Source organism: Haloferax sp. S2CR25 (assembly GCF_031624535.1).
In the GTDB taxonomy this organism is placed as follows: domain Archaea; phylum Halobacteriota; class Halobacteria; order Halobacteriales; family Haloferacaceae; genus Haloferax; species Haloferax massiliensis.
Genome location: NZ_JAMQOO010000011.1, coordinates 95,391 through 120,103, shown reverse-complemented (window position 1 = coordinate 120,103; position 24,713 = coordinate 95,391). Strand labels below are relative to the sequence as shown.

General features: G+C 53.7%; 18 protein-coding genes and 1 pseudogene. 17 read left to right on the top strand and 2 right to left on the bottom strand.

The window, feature by feature from the left end:
* From NDI65_RS19200 to NDI65_RS19175, 6 genes are all read left to right on the top strand, one after another.
* Positions 1 to 119 (top strand): integrase core domain-containing protein (locus tag NDI65_RS19200; protein WP_310893828.1); only part of this gene is annotated, 119 nt, incomplete at its 5' end.
* A gap of 507 nt (positions 120 to 626) precedes the next feature.
* Complete coding sequence (locus tag NDI65_RS19195; RefSeq protein WP_310894116.1) at positions 627 to 3,599, top strand: type I restriction endonuclease subunit R; 2,973 nt, start codon at positions 627 to 629, stop codon at positions 3,597 to 3,599.
* On the top strand, positions 3,596 to 4,312 hold the full coding sequence (locus NDI65_RS19190) for a SprT family zinc-dependent metalloprotease (RefSeq protein ID WP_310894115.1): 717 nt from the start codon (positions 3,596 to 3,598) through the stop codon (positions 4,310 to 4,312). Before NDI65_RS19195 ends, NDI65_RS19190 begins: the two co-directional genes overlap by 4 nt.
* 90 nt (positions 4,313 to 4,402) lie before the next feature.
* Positions 4,403 to 4,693 carry a hypothetical protein gene (locus NDI65_RS19185; protein WP_310894114.1) on the top strand — a complete coding sequence of 97 codons (291 nt, stop codon included), beginning with the start codon at positions 4,403 to 4,405 and terminating at the stop codon, positions 4,691 to 4,693.
* Positions 4,694 to 4,707: 14 nt separating this feature from the next.
* Positions 4,708 to 5,631: a hypothetical protein gene (locus NDI65_RS19180; RefSeq protein ID WP_310894113.1), complete on the top strand. Its 924-nt coding sequence runs from the start codon at positions 4,708 to 4,710 to the stop codon at positions 5,629 to 5,631.
* Between the two features lie 122 nt (positions 5,632 to 5,753).
* Positions 5,754 to 6,119 (top strand): hypothetical protein, encoded by a 366-nt coding sequence (locus tag NDI65_RS19175; protein ID WP_310894112.1) that lies wholly within the window; start codon positions 5,754 to 5,756, stop codon positions 6,117 to 6,119.
* 288 nt (positions 6,120 to 6,407) lie between these two features.
* Here NDI65_RS19175 and NDI65_RS19170 read toward each other — a convergent pair whose 3' ends face one another.
* Positions 6,408 to 8,042, bottom strand: a complete 1,635-nt coding sequence (locus tag NDI65_RS19170) for a MarR family transcriptional regulator (protein ID WP_310894111.1) — start codon at positions 8,040 to 8,042, stop codon at positions 6,408 to 6,410.
* 896 nt (positions 8,043 to 8,938) lie between these two features.
* Here NDI65_RS19170 and NDI65_RS19165 point away from each other — a divergent pair.
* The 9 genes and pseudogenes from NDI65_RS19165 to NDI65_RS19125 all read left to right on the top strand — a co-directional run bounded on the left by NDI65_RS19165 (position 8,939) and on the right by NDI65_RS19125 (position 21,819).
* A complete protein-coding gene (locus NDI65_RS19165) occupies positions 8,939 to 10,111 on the top strand; it encodes an RNA-binding domain-containing protein (protein ID WP_310894110.1) in 1,173 nt (390 codons plus the stop codon).
* Positions 10,112 to 10,201: 90 nt separating this feature from the next.
* Positions 10,202 to 11,128 (top strand): metallophosphoesterase, encoded by a 927-nt coding sequence (locus tag NDI65_RS19160; RefSeq protein WP_310894109.1) that lies wholly within the window; start codon positions 10,202 to 10,204, stop codon positions 11,126 to 11,128.
* An 84-nt stretch (positions 11,129 to 11,212) separates the two neighbouring features.
* Positions 11,213 to 12,583: pseudogene (locus tag NDI65_RS19155) on the top strand (class I SAM-dependent DNA methyltransferase); the annotation flags it as partial.
* Positions 12,584 to 13,271: 688 nt separating this feature from the next.
* Positions 13,272 to 14,771 (top strand): class I SAM-dependent DNA methyltransferase, encoded by a 1,500-nt coding sequence (locus tag NDI65_RS19150; RefSeq protein ID WP_310894107.1) that lies wholly within the window; start codon positions 13,272 to 13,274, stop codon positions 14,769 to 14,771.
* On the top strand, positions 14,764 to 16,158 hold the full coding sequence (locus NDI65_RS19145; RefSeq protein ID WP_310894106.1) for a restriction endonuclease subunit S: 1,395 nt from the start codon (positions 14,764 to 14,766) through the stop codon (positions 16,156 to 16,158). Before NDI65_RS19150 ends, NDI65_RS19145 begins: the two co-directional genes overlap by 8 nt.
* Positions 16,151 to 19,102, top strand: coding sequence for a type I restriction endonuclease subunit R (locus NDI65_RS19140; RefSeq protein ID WP_310894105.1), 2,952 nt, complete (start codon positions 16,151 to 16,153; stop codon positions 19,100 to 19,102). The genes NDI65_RS19145 and NDI65_RS19140 overlap by 8 nt, the downstream gene beginning before the upstream one ends.
* Positions 19,092 to 19,811, top strand: coding sequence for a SprT family zinc-dependent metalloprotease (locus NDI65_RS19135; protein ID WP_310894104.1), 720 nt, complete (start codon positions 19,092 to 19,094; stop codon positions 19,809 to 19,811). Before NDI65_RS19140 ends, NDI65_RS19135 begins: the two co-directional genes overlap by 11 nt.
* Before the next feature lie 102 nt (positions 19,812 to 19,913).
* Entirely contained in the window at positions 19,914 to 21,410 is a 1,497-nt protein-coding gene (locus tag NDI65_RS19130; protein ID WP_310894103.1) for a hypothetical protein, read from the top strand.
* Positions 21,388 to 21,819, top strand: a complete 432-nt coding sequence (locus NDI65_RS19125) for a hypothetical protein (RefSeq protein ID WP_310894102.1) — start codon at positions 21,388 to 21,390, stop codon at positions 21,817 to 21,819. Before NDI65_RS19130 ends, NDI65_RS19125 begins: the two co-directional genes overlap by 23 nt.
* Positions 21,820 to 22,035: 216 nt before the next feature.
* On the opposite strand, the gene NDI65_RS19120 is transcribed toward NDI65_RS19125, so the two are convergent.
* Complete coding sequence (locus tag NDI65_RS19120; protein WP_310894101.1) at positions 22,036 to 22,278, bottom strand: winged helix-turn-helix domain-containing protein; 243 nt, start codon at positions 22,276 to 22,278, stop codon at positions 22,036 to 22,038.
* Positions 22,279 to 22,388: 110 nt separating this feature from the next.
* Between NDI65_RS19120 and NDI65_RS19115 the strand changes: the two genes are divergently transcribed.
* Positions 22,389 to 23,519, top strand: a complete 1,131-nt coding sequence (locus NDI65_RS19115; RefSeq protein ID WP_310894100.1) for a hypothetical protein — start codon at positions 22,389 to 22,391, stop codon at positions 23,517 to 23,519.
* A gap of 15 nt (positions 23,520 to 23,534) precedes the next feature.
* Entirely contained in the window at positions 23,535 to 23,927 is a 393-nt protein-coding gene (locus tag NDI65_RS19110; protein WP_310894099.1) for a hypothetical protein, read from the top strand.
* The last annotated feature ends 786 nt before the right edge of the window (positions 23,928 to 24,713 follow it).

The window sequence follows — 24,713 nt, the reverse complement described above, 5'->3', positions numbered from 1 at the left end:
GGGTGGGCAGTCACGGAAGCGTCCGCGAGTGGTTCATACAATTTGTGCAATACTACAACTTTCAAAGACCGCATCAAGCGCTCGACGGACGAACACCGGTCGAGGAGGCGACTAACTAGACAGTGCCCATGAAGAAAATATCAAGAGACTCAATCAGGAATCTGCTGAAAACTGGAAAGATAAATACTTTGTAAAGAATGGGGATGTGTTGATCAATTCCACGGGACAAGGAACCCTTGGGAGAGCCCTTGAATGGGAGGATGAGTCCAATACCCACGCTCTTGACTCTCACATAACGAGGGTCCACCCAGATGAAGAACTACTCGACTCTACGTTCTTTAGATACTATCTTGAATCAAACCATGGACAGACTATGCTGTACGTATACTGTGTAGCAGGCTCTACCGGCCAAATCGAATTATCGAAGACCGATTTAGAGTCTATGCCGGTAATTCTCCCACCGATAGAAGAACAAAGAAAGATAGCTGAAGCCTTCCGTAGAGTTCGCGAAAGACTCCGGACTGAACAAAAGATCCAGGAGCAGTTATTGGAACTGAATCGTGGACTCCTACAAGACTTGCTCACAGGGAAAACTGAATTCGACGCTGACAAATTGAACTACTAAAATGCCCAGCGAGTACGCCGAGTCCGAACGCCCCGCCCTCGACACGCTCCAGCAACTCGGCTGGGAGGTCGTCGACCAGCAGCGAACAATCTGGCACGACCCCCGCGAAACTGAGTCCTCGGCCGTACTCGAACACCGCCTTCGCGACGCCGTCGAACGCCTGAACCCCTGGATAAACGAGAACAACCTAAACAAGGCCGTCCGCGAGATCCAGCAGGTCGCTGGGACGAGCACGATGGACGAGAACGAGCAGATACACGAGAAACTCGTCCGGCACACCTCGGTCAAGCAAGACCGCAGCCACGGGCTGAAACACCAGACGGTCAAGTACATCGACTACGAGAACCCCGAGAACAACGACTTCTTCGCTCTCAACCAGTTCCGCGTCGAGGGACCGATAGAGGTCATCAAGCCCGACATCGTCCTGTTCGTCAACGGCATCCCACTCGGCGTCGTCGAGTGCAAGGCCCCGACCATCGCCGAACCGCGAAGCGAGGCGCTGGAACAACTCCAGCGCTACCAGAACGAACGCACCGAGACCGGCAAGGAGGGCGCTGAAGAGCTGTTCCGGTACAACCAGTTCTCCGTGGCGACGTGGTACGAGGGCGCGGTGATGGGCACCTACGGAACCCCGAAGGGCCAGTACAAGCCGTGGCGTGACCCGTATCCGCTGGAAGATGAGGACATCGCCGACCTGCTTGGCGTCGACTACGTTTCGCCACAGCATCGGATGCTGTACGCGCTCTTCGAGCCCGACCGACTCCTTGACCAGCTCCGGCACTTCACGGTCTTCGAGACGAAGCAAAGCGGGGCCGTGAAACTGGTCGCCCGCTACCAGCAGTACCGGGCCGTGGAAAAGGCTCTTGGACGCATTGAGCACCGGAGCCGGCGAGAGGCCCAGGGCGGTGTCGTCTGGCATACCCAGGGATCGGGCAAGTCGTTGACGATGCTCTTCCTCGGGCTGAAGCTCCGCCGGGCGAAGCCCGATCCGACACTGTTGCTCGTGACCGACCGCACCGCGCTCGACGACCAAATCCATGCGACGTTCGAGCGCTGTGGCTTCCCGAACCCGAAGAAGGCCGAGGACATCGACGACCTCCGCGAGAAGCTCAAGACCAACGCCGGGGAGACCATCACCACGCTCATCCAGAAGTTCCAGCTGCACGAGGACGAGGAGGGTGACTTCCCGGTACTCTCGCGTGACGACGACATTTACGTGATGGTCGACGAGGCCCACCGGACCCAGTACAAGAAGCTCGCGAACAATATGCGGACGGCCCTGCCGAACGCCTACTACGTCGGCTTCACCGGGACGCCCATCGAGAAGGACGAGAAGAACACCCGCCGGACGTTCGGGAACTACATCGACACGTACACCATCGACCAGTCGCTCGAAGACGACACCACTGTCGAGATCCTCTATCAGGGCCGGCTCGCCGACATCCACCTCGAAGGCGCGAACCTCGACCGTATTTTTGACCGCGTCTTTCAGGACCGGACTGACGAGGAGAAGGCCGAGATTCAGAAGCGGTACGCCCAGGAGCGCGACCTCGCTGAGGCAGAGGCACGTATCGAGGAGGTGACGCTCGACATCGTCGAGCACTTCGAGAACGAAATCGCCCCGCCGTTCAAGGGGATGGTCGTCACGACCAGCAAGCGAGCAGCCATCCGCTACAAGAAGAAACTCGACGCGCTGAACGGCCCGGAGTCTCGCGTCGTCATCTCGCACGGCCACAACGACCCCGAGGAGGTCAAGGAGTGGGCACCGAGCGATACGGAGCTCTCGAAGTACAAAGAGGAGTTCGTCGACCCGAACGGCGAGGTCGAGCTCCTGGTCGTGTGTGATATGCTGCTCACCGGCTTCGACGCGCCGGTTGCCCAAGTGATGTACCTTGACAAGCCGCTACGCGAGCACAACCTCTTGCAGGCCATCGCCCGCGTCAATCGGCCGTTTCCGGAGAAGAATCACGGCCTCATCGTCGACTACTACGGCATCTCCGACGACCTCAAGACGGCCCTGGCGATGTTCAGCGACGACGACGTGAAACACGCGATGGTCCCGCTCTCGGACAAGAAACCGGAACTCGAAGCCGCCCACCGAAAGGCGGTCTCGTTCTTCGACGACATCGAGGACATGGAGGCGTGTCTCCAGACGCTCGAACCAGAGGACACCCGAATCGAGTTCAAGAACGCGTACAAGCGCTTCTCGCAGCTGATGGACATCGTGCTGCCCGATCCGATGGCGAACCCCTACAAGAGCGACCTCGACCGGCTCAGCGAGATCTACGCTAGGGCAAAGCAGCGCTACCGGGACGACTCGATGAATCTAGAGGGCTGCGGCGAGAAGGTTCGGGAGCTCATCCAGAAACACATCCGCTCGAAGGGCATTGACGTGCTCAACGACGACCCGGTCTCGATTATGGACGAGGGGGAGTTTGGTGCGAAGATTGATAGCCTAGAGGACGACGAAGCTCGGGCGAGTGAGATGCGCCATGCAGTCAAACACGAGATTTCGGTTCGCTTCGACGAGGACCCGGTTCAGTACGGCTCGCTCCAGGAGCGCGTCGAGGAACTCATCGAGAAGTACAAGCAGAAGCGTATGAGCGACCGCGAAATCATCGAGGAGCTCAGGAAGGTCCTCGACGAGATGCGCTCTCGCGACCAGCAGGCCCGCTCTAAGGGGCTTGCCGACGAGACGGAGCTGTCCTTCTATCACGCGCTGGAAGACGTACTCGAAACCGAAGACCGGACCGTCGAACAAGAGACACTCGTCGATTTGACCGGCGACATTGTCGCGGAGGTCGAAGAAGTTGCTAGCGTCGTCGAGTGGCAACAGAAGGTATCCCTCCAGCAGAAGCTTCGGAAGAAGGTGAAGCTCCGGCTCATTCAGGCTGACGTGTCCATGTCGAATAGCGAGCGCACCCAGCTCACTACCCGCATCGTGGAACTTGCGAGAGCCCACTACAAGCCATGAGAGAGTACCACATCGGTCAGACCGTCGTCCCCTATGAAATCGAGTGGAGCCCCGACCGCTCTACCATCGGGCTCTCGATGGACGGTTCAATGGAGTTGACCGTCCGAGCACCCGTGGAAGCGTCCCTTGACGATGTTGAGGAGGTCCTGGCGGACAAGAAACAGTGGATCCTCGAAACGCTATACGGACTCGCCGAGCAAGACGATCCACCGCTGGATAAGGAGTACCTGAGCGGTGAGAAACTTCTCTACAACGGCCGTCGCTACCGGCTCCAGGTAGGCGAGGCGGACGTTCCCGAACCAGAACTACGATTCGATGGGACGCGCTTCGAGCTGGTTGTTCCTGAATCTACGCCAGTTAACACTCGCAGAAAGCAGCAGGCCGTTGTCGACTGGTACGTCCGGGAGGCCACTGAGAAGCTTCCAGAACGGGCAACCGACTACATTGAAAAACTGGGTCTCGGTGAGGTGGACATAGAGGTGAAGACGCTTCGGCGTCGGTGGGGCGAGTACCGACCCGGGAAGGTGTCCCTGCACTGGCGTCTGATTCTCGCACCTCGGAAGATTCAGGATTACGTGGTTGCCCATGAACTCGCCCACTTCAAGCACAGTGAACACTCAGATGCATTCTGGAATACCGTCGGAACGTTGATCCCGGACTATCGGGAAAGACGCGAGTGGCTTCGTGTGAGAGGAGGAACTCTTTCCGTATGATTAGGATATTCTCCGATATAAGGCGCTCAAGATTGGGTCGTATACGGCCGAGCTTGGAGATAGAGAGACTACCACCACCTTTTTTATCTGATGACCGCTAAGGATTCTACACAGCCCTCAACAGCCTCAACCATGTCCACCGAACTCGTCGTTGAATCTGGAAAATTGGAAGCGCTACTTCCACTCTTTGGAGCTAAAGTCAACGACGAGGGTTACATCGTAGATCTCGAAAGTGGAGAGATAATCGAATCTCCAAGCGGAGATCGTCTAACCACTGATGAAGTCGGTTACATTGGTCATGGTTCTGTTGAGCCAGTCGAAAATGACATCTCTTCCATTGTCTCCTATCTTAGCAACGACGAACTCTGGGAAGAAGATTAATCTCCTCTTTTGAAATGGATCCCTGGCGAGACGCGCTAATTGCACTTGGCGAGGCTCTTCAGGAGATTAAGTACCGCCATAGTAAGTACGAAATCACGACAGGGAGCTTTTTAGATCTTGTAACAAACGGTGATTACGACCAAGCGAGAGCGGGAGATCTGCCCGCTGGGAACGAAGCGAAGATTCAGGAGATACGTGGGATAAAAACTCTAGTCTTTGATCCCGAGAATATCCGTGAAGAGGCCCTTATTGAAGCAGGGGGGCAATTTTCGAGTGCTTTCATTGAATCAAATGGTTTCTCAATGGATGCAAGCAACGGGATCGCTACTGCGATAAAAACAGAGGGATCCGGAGGAATCCTTGACGAGATATTTGAATATTATTGTGACAAGATACCTGGTCGATTCCTCCCCGTTCTCAAAGAGGGACTGACGCTAAGGATTGCCGAAGAGGAGAACAATTACTCGCGGTTTGAAGTGCAAAGTCGGAAGTACGAAATTGCAAGTGCTCACAAGGAACGCGGCCACGACCCTAATGAAGCATACTCTCTGGTCAGTCTGTGTTCCGCCGGCTACCTCGACCAAGGTCGCCTCTTTAGAGAGATATATGATGGATATGTGGAGCGCGGTTCTTGGACGGAGATACAGTATCAGGAACTGTTTGAGATATACGTGTCAGAAAAGCCATTTGTGGTATTTGTCCAGGCAGACGGAGATGATTATAAAGACATCTATCATAAGTGCCTAGGCAAATCACGTGATGTTGACAAATATGAGCCGGCTCCTGAGTTCATCGACATTCGTGGAAAAGGTGACGACGCAGAAACAACAATCGAAAAAACATTAGAGTACATCGATGAGCATCACGCCAACATCATCTACGATATAGCAAAAGAAAACAATCAAAACGTGGTCCGGATAGATCCTAATTCATTCTAAAGATGTCATTTGTCAGCGATGCAATAACGATTCTCAATGATGAAGCGCCAGTGTTTGCGTTTTTACCCAGTATAAATTTCTCTTACCTTTTTATTCAAGATGCAGAACCGACTTACTTTCTAATGGGGCTGGTATCCGTATCGATCTTATTCAGCGCTGCTCTATTTAATTTCCTTACAAATGGAACAACTTCCGGCAATAATAAGGAAGAGAGTGAAGATGCAGATGAAGTTTCAAACGAAGACACAACTAAAAATCGGCGGGAGAGCGATTCAAGTCCGCGAGAAGGGCTGGTATTTGGAGCAATACTTCTCTTTTGGGTCCCTCTCTTATTGAAAAGCGTCTACGATCTGTTTTCCATTTTGGAAAATGACCCAATAATACCCGAAGTGCTTCTGATAATCTCGGTGCTATTCATTTGTCTTGTAGTCACGGATTCAGTTTTATACACTATACTAGGTTCGTATGGCGAGAACGAATCAACATAACCGGGGTTAGTATTTACACGCGTAACTCGTTCTCTTGAACCTCTGTTTCGAGTGGTTCGACTGGAACGACGGTGACGGCGGTAGCGGAGTGTTTTAATTTTGTGCCCTTAGGCACACCCCTAACTGGAATCCAAACCCCCCGGGTTGGATTCCAGTCAGGCGGTGGTCCTGTGGTACACAGGGACTCCCCCTCAAGTGTTAGATAATGAGACAACCAGCAGCCAATTGCCGGCAGAATACACCGAAAAATGGGTGCTCAGATAGTGTTGCCACTCCCGAACTGGCCCACTATCCCGAGTTCAGGTACCGCCACGCATCGGATACCCCGCCGCCACTAAACCGAACCTTTGCCATCCGGAAGCGTTCTTCTGGGAGACCCGCCTCTTTCCAGATACGGAAACCCTCTTTGATCGCCCGACGTGTCTCTCTCCCGGGCTCACCAACGCGAAGCTTCATCCGCGCCTCGCGCCGGCTTAGCGCGTCGTCCACGTCGATGCCGTGGCGAGCCGCCCAGGCAATGAAGACGCTCATCGTCTCCTCCATTCCCTGTTCGGCGACCCGGATAGCCTTCGCTCCGGTCTCGGCAGCTCGCTTGATAGCGTCCTGAGCTTCCTGTACGGCGTCGTGAACTAGCTCAGCGACGTAGTTGGACCGGAGGCTTACCTTCGCGTACTCGCGGACCACGAGGTCCTCGATGCTGCGCAGCGCCCGCCTGACGCTCTCGACGTGTCGGCCGTGCTCGTCCGCGATGTCGGCCGGCGAAACCACACCGCCGTCCGTGACGAGCGTCTGCAGGCTCTCCCACTGGACAGGGCTAAGGCCGTCGGCGAGGTGGCGAATAACGACGCTCTCCTGGGTGCTCCGGATGTGGGTCAGATCGAGCCCAATCGGGTCGGGCCCGTTCTCGGTCGTCTCCACCTCGAAGTACGCATCCGAGACAAACGGACCGTCCCCCCGTGACGGTGCCACGTCGAGGCCAGCATCAGCGAGGACAGACAGGACCGTTTGGTCGAGCTCGCGCTCCAGTTGGTTCAGCTCTTCTGGGGTCACTCCTAACTTCTCGTCCCACCGGCTCACCTGGTACGATGCGCCGACTTTCGGATGCGCGAGAGGCGAGTCATCTCCCTGGCTCTGGGCTTCTCTCGCGTAGTAGTGCTTAATCTCCTTTGGGAGTGCGTGGGATGGGAACGCCTCACGGATGCGACGAGGGCCAAGTGTGACGGTGTGATAGTATCCCGGCAGATTACGGCCGTGATCGTCGTCATCGTTCTGCACAACCTTACGGTACCCTTGCCGGTCAGATTCGAGCAAGTGCCCCATCGACGCTATCGGACCCTCACGAGCGTGTACCGGACCACTGGCGTCCTCGTGGACGCGCACGTACCGTTCGGCGTCTTGGACGTTGCTGTACTCGTGGGGTTCCTCGAAGTAGTCGGCACGGATTCCGACGGCTAACGCAGCCGACTGAAGCAGCTGCAGATAGCGGTGGAAGTCGATGTTCGACCCCTGGATTTTCACGTTGACCGCTTCGCGAATTCCGTCCGGGACCGAGTAGTCGGAAACAGTGCCGTCGCGCTTCTGGACTTTCATCCCCTGCCATCGGGGCGTGATGTGGGCGTTGAAACTCTGCTGTCCCACCGGGTCCTCATCTCCGTGGCGCTTAACTTTCAGCCGAAACTCGCGCATCTCGTCGAGTCGCCACTCTGTGCCGGTTGGGAGCCGAGAACCAGGATGGACCACGTTGCTGTCCTGGTAGTACAGCGTGATCGTCCATCGCTCCCCCTGGTCGTAGAACTCGGAGCGCTGACTTCCGCCGCCGGCCTTCACTTGCGAGTCGGCCGCGAAGAACGGAGCCAGCCCGTGCACGTCGAAGAGGTAGTTCGCCGCGAACTCGTGGGATGCCGGCTCGACGTAGCCGGTCACGTCGACCACCTCGCGCGACCCGCGTCCGCCAACTGTTTGGCGGTATACGCGCGTCTACGGAAGGTAAAACCGGGATGTGAAGGAAACGATTCAAGCCTAGGCCGGGATTTGAACCCGGGGTCTCGTCCTTACCAAGGACGCGCTTTACCCTCCGGCCAAATCGGCCGTTTTGAGGGCTTTATTGCCGCATCTCCGCCGGTTTCGACCTTCTCGTCGAGAAAACACTACACGGCAATATAAATAATTCAGGGGTGCCACCTCGACTTTCTAATCAGGACCGGACGGAATCGCCAATCCTGTTGTAGCGATACTGCGGGTGTCCACAAGACCGACTGCAACCACTAACACATTATATACTTTAGCGATTCCGACAGTGCCCATACCGGGATGGGAGAAAATGCTGTATGTACGTACGGGCGCGTCTTGGCACTACAATTCGACTGAGTAGCTGTTGTACTGGCACTACCTGTGTATACGTACTTACAGGGGCTAAGGAGATCAGGTGGTGAGAAGTCCGGCGGAGCTTTCCCAAAGAGGTTGGTGGCACCGACTCGCCGGTCGTGATGGGATGGTCGCTTCTCTTTTTTCGTCAAAGGTGATGAGGACGCGTTGCTCCTATACGCCGGTGAGTCAGAAACGCTTGTGTGACAGGGGGCGTGATTAGTGTCGCTCTTTCGAGAAAATCATTGAGTTTGCCTCGGAGCGGCCAGCTCACGGCGGATGTCATGTTCGGAGGAAAGTGTTCGGGGGTAAAACCATGATAGACACCTCTAAAGCCGTCTTGAGCAACACCTGGTGGTTGTTGGCATGAATCTTCGCGGTACCGGAAACAAATCTCGTACTCGCTTCGGCACACACCAACGTATATGTAATACGATTTGAAAGATACAGATATTATGCCGATTTTTGAGAAACCCGTTGACGAGATCACGCTTGGTGATGTTGAACAATTGGTTACTGAAGGGATTCAGGAGGGAAAACAGATCGAGTACAAGGAGTACCTCAACCTCGATACTGATTCATCAGACCACAAAACCACACTGCTGGCGGAGGCGACATCTTTTGCAAACAGTAATGGAGGTCATCTAATCGTTGGAATCCCCGATGATGACGGCCAGCCTGAACATGCGGCTGGCTTTCCTGTTGACGAGGTTGATCAAACTATCGAACAATGGGCCAATGTTCTCCGGCGTAGCACTGACCCTCCTCTCCCAACCAGCAGTTTCGACATCAGTGCAATCCCGACCGAAGGGAACCGACACCTCGTAGTCGTCGGTATTGACCGGAGCTGGCGATCTCCCCACCGAGTCACGACAAATGACCGGTTCTATGCACGGAGCCCGAGTGGCCGATTTCCATTAGATGTCGGTGAGATTCGCCGACGAATACTTCAGACGGAGCGTCAAGGTGAGACGTTCAATGAGTTCAGAAACGATCGAATCGCCACCATAGCGGGAGACGGAGATCGGTTCGACATTACGACATCACCAAAGTTCGTTCTACATGTCCTTTCAGGAGACTCTCTCACACCTGGGAAGCAAATCGATCTTTCCACCGCAGAACTCCGCACGGATTCGAGGCCTCCCTTCTTCGAGGCGAGAGGCGGTGCAGGGGGTCTCGACGAGGTGTATTCCGTTGACAGCGTTACTGTTCTCCGTGGTTCGACGGATCAAGAAGTGAGCAAGTACGTTCGTACGTTTCGCGGAGGGGTAGTTGAAGCATTAACAAAATACGTATTCACCACAAATCCAAAACATGGATCTCCCTATTTGTCCAGTAGCGAGCTCAGAACTGCATTAGAAAATACGCTACCGGATTACGTCAGCTACCTCCAAAGACAAGATCTGCGGCCACCCCTCTACGTTTTCGCATCCATTATCGGTGCTCCAGAGTTCCTTATCAAGCGTAACTCGAGAGGAGATGAGTACGACCGAGTCCCGTTTGGGGAGCAAGTTGTCACTCTACCGGAAGTTGTGATTGAGTCGTATTCTATCGATCCTGATTCTGCTATTGATGAACTAATGGATCTGGTATGGAACGCTGGCGGAAAATCAGGGGAGCCTCGTTAGTTGAACGTCACTTGCGACATAAGCTTCGGCCTGTGGTCTTCTTTGCCTTCCCGAAGTCATCTTGATAAGATGTGATAATCGAGTAATAGTATGGGTACACAGAAGATTCTCGTAATGGGCGATAACCATGGTGACGTCGAGTCCCTAAAACGGGTAGTCTCTGAAACGGAGGGAGAATCCTTTGATTTTGTTATTCACGTAGGAGACCTGACTAACGCATATTTTGACGGGCTTGACGCTGGTGTTGAACAGCTCTGTAATGTTGAACCGTACCTGGCAACCTTGGAGGATCGCACCAACGGTGGTCTGCTCTATATCTACGGAAATCGGGATCACACGCGCGGACCAGATTCACGGTATGTCTATGAAGAACACGAGCTCTCCGTAGGAACTCGTATCTCACCAGAGGGTACCACTACAGTCGGAGACCAGCGGTTTACTCAGGACCCAGAAAATGTAGTAGAGGACGATATTTTAGTTACTCACGGAGAATATGTTCCGATGCTGGATCATTTCTCTGGGCGGGCGTACTTCTCTGGCCACGAGCACACTGGACGATACAAGGGTCGTTGTCTCAATTCGGCGTTTCTCTACCGAACTGACGATCACGGGAGTGACCCACTTATCGGCGGGTATTTTATCGTCACTGTTGAGGATGAGCCGCCGTTTGAGGTAGATTTCCGTAACCTCGACCGACTCAAAAAGATATTCTGCACGCAACACCATAGCCGGGGTGTTCTGTTCGCTCCCGACTTTCATGATTGCCAGTTCTGCTACGACGGGGAGCTACAGTTTCTACAGGAGATGGCGAGTTCAGCGTACTACGGACTTACACAAGGTAATGAAAGAGAAACAGTCACGGGTGAGGAATTGATTCAGTATGCTGTCGGCCTTTTCGACAATCCTCCTCATGGCTTCGAACAACTATTCATGCAGTATGTAGACCAGTTGGGGAACTCTCCCCTTGATCCACTTCAGCGGAACGAAAACGGCCGATTCGTATCTCCGTATCGGTAGTGCTGGGGTGAATGATTTGATGAGTATGGCTTGAGATGTCGCCCCACCGTAGAAGATAACTGGCCCCCCGTCAACGACTCTGTTATGTCCCTTTCGCTGGACCAGCTGGATTCTCATTTATTCAAATGTGCAGACATTATTCGCGACGCCGTTGACTCAACCGACTACAAGGAGTATATTCTTCCACTCGTCTACTACAAGACCATCTCTGACGAGTTCGAAAATCAGTATCAGAACAATCTTGAGGAGTATGACAAGCAGACCGCTCGGACCCCCGACCATTACGACGTTCCCGTTGTTCCCGAAGGACACACTTGGAACGATATTCGAGAAGTTACTGACAACGTCGATCAAGCACTCAACGAAGCTTTTGCAGCACTGATCGAGACAAACCCTGAATTGAAAGGGGCTTTTCGAGTTGATTTTGTCAACGCAAGCCGGCTCAATGACGACCGATTGACCCGGTTACTAAACCATCTTAGTGAGTACGATCTTGATCGCACCTCGGTATCACCTGATCTGCTTGGTAGTGCGTTTCGAGATCTCATTCACCATTTTGCTGAAGAAGAAGGTAAGAGAGGAGGCCAGTTCTATACTCCGCCTGAGATTTCAAAATTGTGTATCTCGCTTTTGGACGATTTCGAAGCTGGAGACGGATTTCACGACCCGACCGTTGGGTCCGCTGGGATGTTGGTGGAGGCCGCTCGTTACTACCGTGAAGAACAAGATAAGGACCCTTCGGAACTTCGATTGACCGGTCAAGAAATAAACCCGGACATTGCTGCTATCGCCCGCCTGAATCTCTCCATCCATGGTCTAACCGACGAGATCGCCAGAGAGGATTCACTATCAGATCCTCAGTTCATTAAGGACGGCGAGTTGGAACGGTTTGACTACGTCGTCTCCAATTTTCCGTTTTCACTGCATTGGCCGAAAGACGAACTTCGGAATGATCAGTATGAGCGTTTCAATTGGAGCGATAAACTCCCCCGGGCCGATCGCGGTGATTATGCTTTTATTATGCACATTGCAAAGCACCTGAAACGTCCAAATTTGGACGGAGCAGGTGGAAAAGCGGCTATCGTCATTCCTCACGGTGTCCTCTTTCGGAAGCATGAGATGGAGTATAGGGAATATATGCTTGAGCACGATCTTGTCGAGGCGATAATCGGCCTTCCAGAAAAATTGTTCCCGAACACGGCTATTCCTTCGGCAATTCTCGTTCTAAACACTGACAAACCAACGGAGAAGGAAGGTGAAGTACAGTTCGTTCACGCAGCAGATCCCGATTTCTATGAGGAGCGAAGGGGCCAGAATAGATTGACTGGTGATGGGATTGATAGAATCGTAAGCTTGGTTCAGGACAGTGCGACGAGATATTCGATGAGTAAGACTGCTCAAATCGAAGAAATACGAGAGAATGATTATAACCTTAACATCACATTTTATGTTGATGGGGTTGACTTCCGAGAAGGACAGGCCCTTAATCGAGGTCTGAGCAAGCTTGACGAAGTATCATACGATGGCCAGTTGAATCTCAAGGCAAACTCAACGTTTGACGCGATACTCGGGAGGGTGATCCAAAAGCTCGATAATACGGTCTTGGTTTTAGGAAGTTACGAGGGTGCTCACAAAGCTGAGCTCGTACGGGTGAAACGTGCGTTGGAGGAAAGGGGATATGAAGCCCATCTTTTCGAAGATCTCCCTGATTTCCCCGGCCAAGATCTATCTGGTAGCGTCGCCACCGCAATGCGACTGGTCGGTTTCTGCGTAATGGTGGACCGTCAAGCTTCAGGCCACATAGACGAGTATCGGCTTGCAGAAAAACAACGAACCATCCTCGCAAGGTTAGTTTCGAACGGAGGTGGTTCAACCCGTATGATCGGAGGATCCGAACACGTCGATGTGAACTATATCAAAACTTTTGAATTTGGTCTTGAACCAAAAGAGGTGCTTGACGAAGCAGTGGATTGGGCCAATCAGTTGCAAGAGAAGCGTGAGCAGGTGTATGGTGACTTGTATGAGTGGCGTGAATAAGACGCGCGCCCACTTCCTTGGCTGACGGAAACTTATCAAACTGTGATTTGGCAACCGCTACTCCGCGACCGTAGCAGATAAAGGAATCAGGTGAGATGTCCTCTCTATGACTCTCTCGCTGGACGAATTGGATTCTCACTTATTCAAGTGCGCGGACATCATTCGCGACGCCGTTGACTCAACCGACTACAAGGAGTTCATCCTCCCGCTCGTTTACTACAAGACCATCTCGGACAATTTCGAGGTTCAGTACGAGCAGTACGCCGAGGAGTACGGCGAAGAAAACGCCCGCCGTCCGGCCCTCTACGACACACCCATCGTCCCAGAAGGCTATACGTGGGACGACCTCCGTGCTGTCAACGAGAACGTCGACCAGGCGATTAACGAGGCCTTCGACGCACTCCGCGAGGAGAACGACGGCGAGATTGAGGGTGTCTTCCGGGCTGACTACGTAGCCGCTGACGCGCTCAATGACGACCGCCTCTCAAAGCTCATTGAGCACCTGAGTACCCACGATCTTGACACTGAGAGCGTCCCTCCGGACATGCTCGGTGAGGCATACATGGACCTCGTCCGGCATTTCGCCGAGGAAGAAGGCAAGTCGGGTGGCCAGTTCTTCACTCCGCCGCACATCGTCGAGCTGATGGTGCGCCTCGTTGAGCCGTTCGACGACGGCGACACCTTCCACGACCCGACGGTCGGCTCCGGCGGGATGCTCATCGAAGCGGCACGCCACTATCGCGAGGAACAAAACGGCGACCCGTCGAAGCTCACGTTCACCGGCCAGGAGATCAACCCCGACATCGCGGCTATCGCCAAGATGAACCTCTCGATCCACGGGCTCAACGGCCGCATCGAACGCGAAGACTCGCTCCTTCGGCCGCAGTTCACCGAGGGCGACGAACTCCAGCGGTTCAACTACGTCCTCGCCAACTTCCCATTCTCGGTTAACTGGGCAAAGGACGAACTTCAGGACGATCCGTACAGCCGCTTCGGGTGGCATGAGAAGCTTCCACGAGCCGACCGTGGCGATTACGCGTTCATCATGCACATGGCCGAACAACTGAAGAAACCCGCCGTCGACGACGAGGGTGGCCAAGCGGCAATCGTCATCCCCCATGGTGTGCTGTTCCGCAAGCACGAAGGTAGATATCGGAAACCGATGCTGGAGAACGACATGGTTGAAGCCGTCATCGGTCTCCCTGAGAACCTGTTCCAGAACAATTCGATTCCCTCTGCGATTCTGCTGCTGAACACGGACAAGCCCACAGAGCGTGAGGACGAAGTGCTATTCGTCCACGCCGCCGACGAAGCCTTCTACCGCGAACTCTCGAACCAGAACGAGCTCACCGCTGAGGGGATGGATCACATCGACGCGAACGTTGCGGAGTGGAAGACCGAGGAGCGGGTGAGCCGATCGGTGCCGCTGGAGGAGATTCGGGAGAACGATTACAACCTGAACATCGCGCTCTACGTCGACACAACGGAGCCAGAGGAGGACATCGACGTCCAAGAAGAACTGGCGACGTTGCGGGAGTTGCAGGCTGAGCGCGACGAGATAGAGACGCGAATGACTGAGCACATGGAGGCGCTGAACTATGAGTGAGGAAGTCGGCTTAGACAAATCTGCTGACGATCAAAGGGGAGGTGCGTCAGAAGATGACTCAAGCGGGCTGGATCATGAGCAGTTTGGTCCGTTCACCCTCTCGACACCCGGCGATTGGACAGCAAAGCGGTTGGGCGACATCAAACAGCTAATCACGAGAGGCAAGCAGCCGACCTACGCGGACGAGGGAGTTCCGGTAATCAATCAGGAGTGCATCTATTGGGATGGTTGGCACTTCGAGAATCTACGCTACCTCGACGCAGATGTCGCGGAAGGCTGGAAAGAGAAGTATTTCCCAGAACGTGACGACGTGATTCTCAATTCTACTGGACAGGGAACACTTGGGCGTGCGCAAGTGTACCCAGATGATGAGCGGAGAGCTGTCGACTCTCACGTCACATTGCTTCGGACTGACGACGAACTGCTCCCACACTTTCACCGATATTTTTTGGAGAGCCACTTGGGTCAGGCACTCCTTTACTCGATGTGTGTGAATGGATCAACGGGACAGATTGAGCTCTCGAAGACACGTCTTGATCTCCTACCTGTCCCGCTTCCACCAATCGAAGAACAGCGCAAAATCGCCAGCATCCTCTATAATTTGGATCAAGCGATTCAGAAGACCAATGAGATTGTTGATCAGGCGAAACACATCAAATCTGGTGTGGTTCAGCAGGTATTCTCCGAAGGTGTCGCAGATCATTCCTCATACACTGAGACAAAGTCAGGGAAGACACCTTCCGGGTGGGAAATTGTCCGATTCGATGAGTTAATCGAGGACACCCGGTACGGGACTGACAACAAGTCAAACACTGACCGGGATGGTTACCCAACACTTCGGATTCCAAACGTTGTTGATAAGCGTATCACTCTCGGTGATCTGAAACACACACCACTTGATGACGACGAAAAAGAGCGTTTGCTGCTTGAAGAAGACGATATTCTTGTTATCCGTACAAATGGCAATCCTGAGTATGCTGGTCGATGCGCTACATTCACTGAACAAGACGAAGATTTTGTCTTTGCTTCATATCTGATTCGTGTTCGAGTAGATGAGTCACGAGTTCGTCCCGCCTACATCCGTGAGTTCCTGAACTCGCAGCGTGGTCGAACAGAGATGTCTGGTTGGATTCGAAGTTCGGCGGGGAACTACAACCTCAGCGTTGGTGCGATGGAGAAATTTCAGGTTCCAGTTCCTTCGCTCAAGGAGCAAGATTTGATCATCGAAAAGATCGAGCAGTGCGAGGAGGCTATTGAAATCAACCGACAGCACCACGATCGCCTCCAACGTCTCAAACAGGGTCTAATGCAAGATCTCCTCTCGGGAACTGTCCGAACAACCGACACAAACATAGCAGTCCTCGACGAAGTCCTCCAACATGGCTGACCTCCCGACCGAAGGCGGCGTCGAACGCTCGATACTTTCGTGGCTCGACGCCCTCGGTTGGGACACACACGGTCTCGATGGTGGAAACGGCGCGAAGGCGCTCGACGAGGAGTACGATCGCACCAGTCCCGAGGTTGTCTACTGGAATCTCCTCGCTGAACAAGCCATCAGACTCAACCGGGACATCCGCGAGGACAACGTCGATCGCTTCCTGAACTCGGTGAAGCGCGATCTTGACCACGACAACCTGATGGATGGCAACCGGGAGTTTACCGAAGTCCTCCGGAAAGGGAAGAAGTTCACCGTCGACCAGAAACACAACGGCACGAAGACGATCTACGCTGATCTCATCGACTTCGAGCAACCCGAGAACAACGTCTTCCACGCTGTCAACCAGTTTCAGGTCTCGCGCGTCCACACGATACGCCCGGACGTTACCCTGTTCGTCAACGGAATCCCACTCGTCCAGATGGAACTCAAGTCACTCGCACAAGACAACGACTACTACGACGCGATCACGGACCTCCATGGCTACGAGGCCAAAGTTCCCCGGTTGTTCGTGCCCACGCTCATGAACGTCGCCGCCGACACCACGGAACTGCGGTACGGCGCTATCGGGGCTGCACGGGAGTTCTATATGCCGTGGAACGATGCACCCGAACAGTATCGCGACGCCAACCGGATGAAGCAGGCTGTTCAAGCCCTTTTCAACCACGAAACGCTGCTCGATCTCCTCAAACACTTCGTCTTCTACGAGCGCAAGGCCGGCAAGGACGTCAAGATTATCCCGCGGTATATGCAGTACTACGCGGTCAAGCGCGTCCTCCAGCGGGTGGCTGGTGGCAATCACCGAGAAGGGCTTATCTGGCACACACAAGGGTCGGGGAAGTCGTTCACGATGCTCTACACGGCGAAGAATCTCCTCGAACGGGATGTGATGGATGCGCCTCAGATCTTCGTCGTCGTCGATACGGACAAGCTGAACTCCCAGATGCGCGACCAACTGGCGAACCTCTCGTTCGACCGCTGGACGGAAGCGTTCACTATCGACGACCTGGAGGAGAAGATCGCCGCTGGCAAGAGCGAGCTCGTGGTCACGACAATCCAGAAATTCCAGGACGTCGATCCTGATGTTCAGTCCAATGACGAGGCGGTCGTGATGAGCGACGAAGCCCACCGATTTCTTGAGAAAGACCTGGGGAGCCGTCTCGATGCAGCACTCCCGAACGCCTACCACTTCGGTTTCACAGGGACTCCTGTCCGCGAGGGTGAACGCGAGGCCGACAGAAACACCTTCCGCGAGTTCTCCCCAGAGGGAGAGGAGTACCTCCATCGCTATTCGATCAAAGCCGGTATCGAGGACGAACTCATTCTCCCGGTCTACTTCACGCTCCGCCACGACATGGACTGGGACGTTGACGAGGCTGGGCTCGATGAGGAGTTCGATGAAGCGTTCGCTCGGATGAGCAAGGATGAGAAGCTCGAGTTCATCCAGGACAACGTCACGAGTCAGATGCTCGCGGAGATTGAGCCGCGTGTCGATTGTGTTGTCGACGAGATCCTCGATCACTTCGCGGGTGTAGACAAGAATGGCTGGAAAGGGATGGTCGTCACGCCGAGTCGAACCTCAGCCGCGATGTACGGTGAGAGGCTGGTGGCAAGTCTCGGTCAGAGTGCTGTCGAAGTCCTGTACACCGCGCGGACTGGCGACGACGAACTCGTTCGACAGTTCCACACGGAGAGCGAAGAACGCGATAAGATCGTCAAAGCGTTCAAAGAGGATGACGAGCCCAAACTCCTCGTGGTACACAACATGCTACTCACGGGCTTCGATGCGCCCATTCTCAAGACGATGTACCTCGACCGCAACATCAAGAATCACACGCTGATGCAGGCCATCGCTCGAACGAATCGGCCAGCCGAGGGGAAAGAGAACGGGGAGATCGTTGACTTCCAGGGCGTGTTCGAAAACATCGACGATGCACTCGATTACGACGAGGAGACGAAAGCCTACGCGGCCCAAGATCGCAAGGAGCTGTTCGAGAAGTTGGAAAAACAGCTCGACGTAGTCCTCGACATCTTCGACGGTATCCCGCGGACAAATACGCAGGAGACGATCGACCAGTGTTTGGCTCGGGTCAGCACACATCCTCAAAAACGCGAGTTCAAACAAGGGTTCCGTCGGCTTCAGGACCTCTACGAATCGGTTTCTCCTGACCGTCGGATTGTCGAAGAAGGACTGCAAGAAGACTACAAGTGGCTCGTTCGGGTTCACACGGCCTTCCAGCGACACAACAACCGTAAGGATCGGCCCGAAGACGAGATGCGTGAGAAGACGAAGGAGATCATCGAGGAGCACGTCAACATCGACGACATCAAGCGAGATTACCCGGTGTACGAGATCGGCGAGGAGCACCTCGAAGCCATCGAGAAGATGGATAACGATGCTGCGAAGGCGACCAACATCGCGCACGCAACCCGTGAGTTCCTCCAGTCCCGCCAGGGTCAGAACCCCCACTACAAACGACTCAGTGAACGCGTCACAGAGATCGTCGAAGACTGGCAACAGGGGAACCGAGGCGACCCAGAAGCTGTTGAAGCACTCAAAGCCGTCGAGAGATCGGTTCTTGAGGTCGAACAGGAGGCTGAGGAACGAGGGATGAACGACGCGGAGTTTGCAATCTACGCCGAGCTCACCGAGAAACAGGCCAACAGCATCGAATCCGATGAGCAAGCCGAATCAATTGCTCGGGAAATCGTCGCCGAGTTCGAGGACCGAGTCGACACTGGGTATGGAGGGTGGGAAGCGAACGACCGTACGGTTCAGACGATTGAACTTGTGTTACTTGATGTACTGATTAAGAGATACAGTATCCAGGATCTCGTGAACGACCAGTTCATCGACGCTGTCCGAATGTATCTCATCAAGAACTATGTCGAGTGAAGCCCGATCAGCCACGCTCATCGGCACCGAAGTCGGATACAAGGTCCGCAAGAGCGCAGATGCCACTCAACCACGGATTGACATCGACATCCGTGGTGTAGTCGTCGTTATCCCTGAAGACGCTGAAATTGACCCAGAGGAACTGCTGCGCCAGAACGCCTACTGGGTCCTCGACAAGCAGGACAAATACCAAACGTACCGAGAGCAAGCCCCCAACCGACGCTTCGAACCTGGTGAACGATTCCCCTATCTCGGTGAGACTCACGAGCTTGTTGTGGAACCACGTCAGAAATCAGAAGTGGTTGGTGGCACGATCCGCCTCCGACGTAGTGCGGTCGCTCAGTCCTCAGTCAAGCGGGCTTTGGAGAATTTCTACAGACGCGAGGCCCGAGAACATCTGACAGACCGAGCAGACCATTACGCCGACGAGATCGGTGTAGAATACGGAAAGATCGAGATCCGTAATCAACGGACGAAATGGGGGAGCTGTTCAACCACTGGGACACTTGGGTTCAACTGGCGGCTGATGATGGCTCCACCTGAAGTGATTGACTATGTTGTCGTCCACGAACTCACCCATCTTCGGGAACAGAGTCACAGCCCGAAATTCTGGAGTCTTATAGAGCAGATACTTCCACAGTACCACGAATCAGTGAAGTGGTTAGATCAAAATAGCACGAAACTGATCTTCGACGAGAGCGATTTGTAACTTCGATCTTGTCGTTGAGTTGGGTTTGTGAAATACTAATTGTCCCCATGATTTATGATGTATAGATAACACTGATCTGTTAGATACATCTCAGGTGCTTCAATGGAGGTGCTTATCGACACGAACGTGTTCATCCAGCGAGAAGGAGACTGGACCGTCCCCAAACCGCTTCAAGAACTCGAGAACCTCCTGAAGACGGAGGGTCACACGATTCTCGTTCATCCGTTGTCGAAACAGGAGATTCGAAACTACGAGAACGATGAACGCCGGGAAACAGCTGAGTCGAAGATCGCAACATACGCTGAATTGGGTTTTCCGTCGTATCCAGACTCTACGTCGACGGCGTTCCGAGCCCACGTTCCAGCTGGAGACGGCTTTAACGAGCAGGTTGACAATGCGTTACTCTACGCTGTATTCGAGGGCCGCGTCGACATCCTCGTTACAGAAGACAAGGGGATGCACCGGAAGGCCGACGATCTCGATATTGACGAGGAGGTACTGAATGTTGATCAGGCCAGGAATCGATTCAGAGAGAACCAAGCAGCATACCAGGGCCCTCCCTCGATCCAGAAAAAGCAAGTCGGCGATCTCGACGTAGACGATCCGATCTTCGATTCGCTAAAAGCGGAGTACGATTTCCAGAGCTGGTTCGAGGCGATACCCGACGAACGTGATGCCTATGTGAACTGGAACAGCGATGATTCGCTTGGTGCTGTCCTGATCCTAAAGCCGAATGAGGCGGAGTCTGTCGGGAGCAAGCCAGAACTCGGGAAACGAGACCGGTTGAAGATCTGCACGCTCAAAGTAGCCGCAGATCGACGCGGCTCGAAGATCGGAGAACTCCTCGTTAGTATCTCGATCCGAGAGGCGATTCAACACGAATTGGAGGAGGTGTACCTCACTCACCACATCAATTCAGATGACTACCTCGTCCAGCTTATTTCCCAATACGGCTTCAAACTGGCCTCACGAGAATCTGACGGCGAAGGTGTCTTCGTAAAACGTCTCACGACAGGGCCTGGCGACGACCCAGATCCACTGGAAGTGAATATCCGGTTCTATCCCAGTTTCTATGACGGCGACGAGGTTGGCAAATTCCTCGTTCCTATCAAGCCCCAATTTCACAGCCGTCTGTTCCCGACGTACGAAAAGCGCCAACCCAAGCTCTCGGAGTTCTCTGGGCAATTCCTCACAGAGGGCAACGCGATCAAGAAGGCGTACCTATCACACGCCAATACGCGGCAAGTCGAACAAGGCGACCTCTTGCTATTCTACCGATCGAATGACCACAAGGAACTCACATCGCTCGGGGTCTGTGAACGGGTAGAGTACGGCGTTACTGATGCAGCTACTGTGGTAGAGCTCGTCGGTAAGCGGTCTGTGTTTACTACGCACGAGATCAAGGAGATGGTAAAGTCTCCGACCACAGTGATACTGTTCAAGTGGCACTTCGATTTGGACAACCCCCTCCACTACCAAGTGTTGTTGAATGAGGGTGTTTTATCGGGCCCACCTCAGACGATCCAAGAAGTTGATGACGCCAGCTATCAGTACATCCGCAAGAAAGGGAGCATAGATGAACGTTTTACTATCGATTAAACCGGAGTTCGCTGAGAAGATTCTCGACCGAGAGAAGCGGTACGAGTTCCGGAAGACTCGGTTCCGAGATCCCTCCCGTATCGAAACGATCTATCTGTACGCATCGTCTCCTGTTCAGGAAATCGTTGGATCATTCTCCTTGGACGAGGTGATTGAAGGAACACCGGAACAGCTCTGGCGTGATTTTGGCTCTGTATCTGGAATTGACGACCGCTCCCGATTTATGGACTACTTCGGAGACGCAGAAACAGGATATGCGATTGAAGTAGAGAGTACGAGCCGTTTCGAGCGATCTATTGACCCTCATCAATATGTGGATGACTTTCGACCGCCTGTTTCATTCCAATATCTGCGTGATGAACACGACTTCCTTTTGGCCCACACCCCACCCGCGTCGGGGAGTGACTGATCGGGAGGTGGCTGTCTTTGCGAAAGAGCATCAACTGACTCAACGAGTGTATTCAGCTACAGATTCACGTTTTCAGTAAGACAGTGTCAGTTCACCATCGACGATCTGACCTAAGCGTATCTGTAGAAAATGACGATTCCCACCAGTAATATTTACTCGATTGGCTATACGGTATCTTGGTTGAGCTGTCAGGTGATAGAGTCAGTTGGTGTGGATTTATCGCTCTCCCAGCGCCTCAAGTAGTAACAATCCGTTCTCAGTAATCTTGTATGTCTTCTTCCCGCGTCCACTCTCCTGTTCGTCAACCAACTCAACCATTCCAGCTTCCTGAAGATCTTGGAGATGGTTATATACGCCGCCTTTGGAGATGTTGAGCTCGTCTGCGATCTGATACCCATGCTTTGATTCGCCAACGAGTTCGAGCAAAATCCGGAGTTTCGTTTCTCCGATGAGACTCATCGGCAAAAAATTCCAACCGATAGGACAAGTGGTATATAAACGATTTCTGAACCGGTTTAGAAATTATACCGGTATGAAATATTTACCCATAGGGGTGAGACTGAGGTGCTGTGCAAGTCTACGAATCCAACGACAGTGATGAGCCAATCTCAGTGACTGCACTCTCCCGAGATGTGATTCGACCTGAGTCGGCACTGGAGTCAATCCTTCACGTGAATCCAACGCTAATTCTGGATGAACAACTTCTCGTTATTGGACGGCAAGTCCGGCTGGACTCCGGTGTCGCCGATCTGATCGCGATTGACGAGTTTGCAAACGTCGTCGTGATCGAAGTGAAGATCGGTCGGTCGGGTTCCGGCTCGGCGAGTGAGGAGACGATACTCTCCCAGCCACAGGCGTACGCAAGCTCTCTGAGCACCTATGACTACGACGCTCTGGGCGCTCTTTACCACGATTACCAAGCGCGGCTGGAGAGCGGCGACTGGGACGTAGCCGGGGACTCCGCTATTGGTGGCACTCTCCAGACAGCTGTTGAAGCCGAGTTTGGGAAAGTAATCGACGAACACGAGTACAACACCGAGCAGCGGATGGTGGTCGTGGCCGAGGAGATCACTCAGGCGACCGCTGCTAACGCGCGGTTTCTACTTGAACAGGGTTTGCACTTCCAGTGTACTGAGGTGCAACGGTTCTCTGCACCAGACGAGGAGGACGATGACCGCTCGCTATTGACGAGTTCTGTCGTCGTCGATTACGAACAGTCCCGCGTGCGTCCGGCCAGTCGCGGAAATCCCACGTATCCCGAGCTCGTCGCGCCGATTGTCGAAGCGATCTTTCCCTCTATTCGGAGTACCGTTCAGGCTGAGACGCTCGGTGACGCGTTCCCGGGCGGTCTCGACACGCGCGGGCCGGAACTCCAATCTCAGCACCCCGATCATCCCGGTGGCGTTGTCTACACCCTTGCTGCGAAACCGGATCAGGACAAAGTCACGGTCACAATCGACAACCTCGACGACAACCTGAACGTCGTCGACGAAATCCAAGCCCACGAGGAGCTGTTCACGGAGAGCGGCTTCACCGTCAAAGACAACAAACGCTATCGGCTCGTTGAGAAGCAGTGGTCTGTCGAGAGTGCTGGCGAAGTCCGTGACCGCTCGACGGAGATCGGTGAGCAGTTCGCGATGCTGGTACAGACGGGACACGAAATCCTCGCTGATTCATCTCTAAATATCACCGGTAAGTAATCGAGATTACATATCATGCGAGAACAACCTGAGGACGTTGATTTGGAGAAACGGGTGAACGGACGGAAACTGAAGGACTGGTTCGAGAAACTTGACGCGTGTCCGTACTGTGGGGCGGAGACGGTCGGGCATATCAAAGTCGGTCTTCTGAAGTACCGGAAGAAGTGCTACTCCTGCAACCAGCGCGTGAAAGTCAACGGGCTCACAGGAGACACTGAAGCCCTCCCACGAGGGAAACGAGAAGTTACTGGTAGAAGCGGAAAAGGAGGCTGGTTCGCCAAGCAGTCTCTGTCGAGTCTGATGATGATCGCTGGCATTGTCTGCTGCATCACAATCATCGGCATCCCGGTCGGGATCGGCCTGATGGTGGCCAGTGTGATGATTGCCAGAAGTGAAGATAGTGACTGATAATCCATCTCGGGTGAAAACAGTGTGTCCGTATAAGAGGCCCGAGATCCGTTGAAGACTCGAAAAACGGCTTTAGGGGACTCGTATCAGGGGGGCGTCTGGGACTTCTCTAACAATACTTGGGCGCTCCGTTCCCTAACCGGATTTCCGCGCTGTGTCTCGCCCGATTACCATGGTGCATACCTGTGCTGGCTTCACATGGATATCATCAGAAGTATAACCCACACACTCGCCGATGACGTTCCTAAGATTTTTCTCTGGATAGCACTCGGGTTCACAACAGCAATTGCGTCTGTAGACACTTTGCCGATGAAAAGCCCCTTTCTGATGCTGGACACGGGAAAACGAAAAGATCGGCATGGCTGATTCCCAGTCAATCAGCCACCGGTTTACCGTCTTTCCCAGAGGGGGATAGCGTAAGCTATCCGGCGTCAGTAACCTCCCCAGGTCACGTCCTCTATGGGGGTTCTAAATGAACCCCATATGAAAGTAGGTGGCAAACAATTGTTAATTATCTTATAGCAGTAAAGACTGTACAACTTTGCGTACACTCTCTCAACGCAGAATGATTTTCACGATGTAAAACCGCACGAAGTGACACGTAACCGCTTGAAAAACCGGAATGGCGAAGCATATCAGACGGCTCTGGTGGCATGAGGTCTCCATTCGTCGGGCTCCCCTCGTAGGATGAGAGTATATAAATAAAAAGCCAAAAACCGCATGACTGCGACGGATTCACCTGAAAGCTCATTCCCGGATCTCATAAGATATTTCCTATTATGGGTT

Excerpts from the sequence above, each read along its gene's own strand:
- NDI65_RS19195 (WP_310894116.1), top strand. The coding sequence starts at position 627 with ATGCCCAGCGAGTACGCCGAGTCCGAACGCCCCGCCCTCGACACGCTC.
- NDI65_RS19190 (WP_310894115.1), top strand. The coding sequence starts at position 3,596 with ATGAGAGAGTACCACATCGGTCAGACCGTCGTCCCCTATGAAATCGAG.
- NDI65_RS19185 (WP_310894114.1), top strand. The coding sequence starts at position 4,403 with ATGACCGCTAAGGATTCTACACAGCCCTCAACAGCCTCAACCATGTCC.
- NDI65_RS19180 (WP_310894113.1), top strand. The coding sequence starts at position 4,708 with ATGGATCCCTGGCGAGACGCGCTAATTGCACTTGGCGAGGCTCTTCAG.
- NDI65_RS19175 (WP_310894112.1), top strand. The coding sequence starts at position 5,754 with ATGGGGCTGGTATCCGTATCGATCTTATTCAGCGCTGCTCTATTTAAT.
- NDI65_RS19165 (WP_310894110.1), top strand. The coding sequence starts at position 8,939 with ATGCCGATTTTTGAGAAACCCGTTGACGAGATCACGCTTGGTGATGTT.
- NDI65_RS19160 (WP_310894109.1), top strand. The coding sequence starts at position 10,202 with ATGGGTACACAGAAGATTCTCGTAATGGGCGATAACCATGGTGACGTC.
- NDI65_RS19150 (WP_310894107.1), top strand. The coding sequence starts at position 13,272 with ATGACTCTCTCGCTGGACGAATTGGATTCTCACTTATTCAAGTGCGCG.
- NDI65_RS19145 (WP_310894106.1), top strand. The coding sequence starts at position 14,764 with ATGAGTGAGGAAGTCGGCTTAGACAAATCTGCTGACGATCAAAGGGGA.
- NDI65_RS19140 (WP_310894105.1), top strand. The coding sequence starts at position 16,151 with ATGGCTGACCTCCCGACCGAAGGCGGCGTCGAACGCTCGATACTTTCG.
- NDI65_RS19135 (WP_310894104.1), top strand. The coding sequence starts at position 19,092 with ATGTCGAGTGAAGCCCGATCAGCCACGCTCATCGGCACCGAAGTCGGA.
- NDI65_RS19130 (WP_310894103.1), top strand. The coding sequence starts at position 19,914 with ATGGAGGTGCTTATCGACACGAACGTGTTCATCCAGCGAGAAGGAGAC.
- NDI65_RS19125 (WP_310894102.1), top strand. The coding sequence starts at position 21,388 with ATGAACGTTTTACTATCGATTAAACCGGAGTTCGCTGAGAAGATTCTC.
- NDI65_RS19120 (WP_310894101.1), bottom strand. The coding sequence starts at position 22,278 with ATGAGTCTCATCGGAGAAACGAAACTCCGGATTTTGCTCGAACTCGTT.
- NDI65_RS19110 (WP_310894099.1), top strand. The coding sequence starts at position 23,535 with ATGCGAGAACAACCTGAGGACGTTGATTTGGAGAAACGGGTGAACGGA.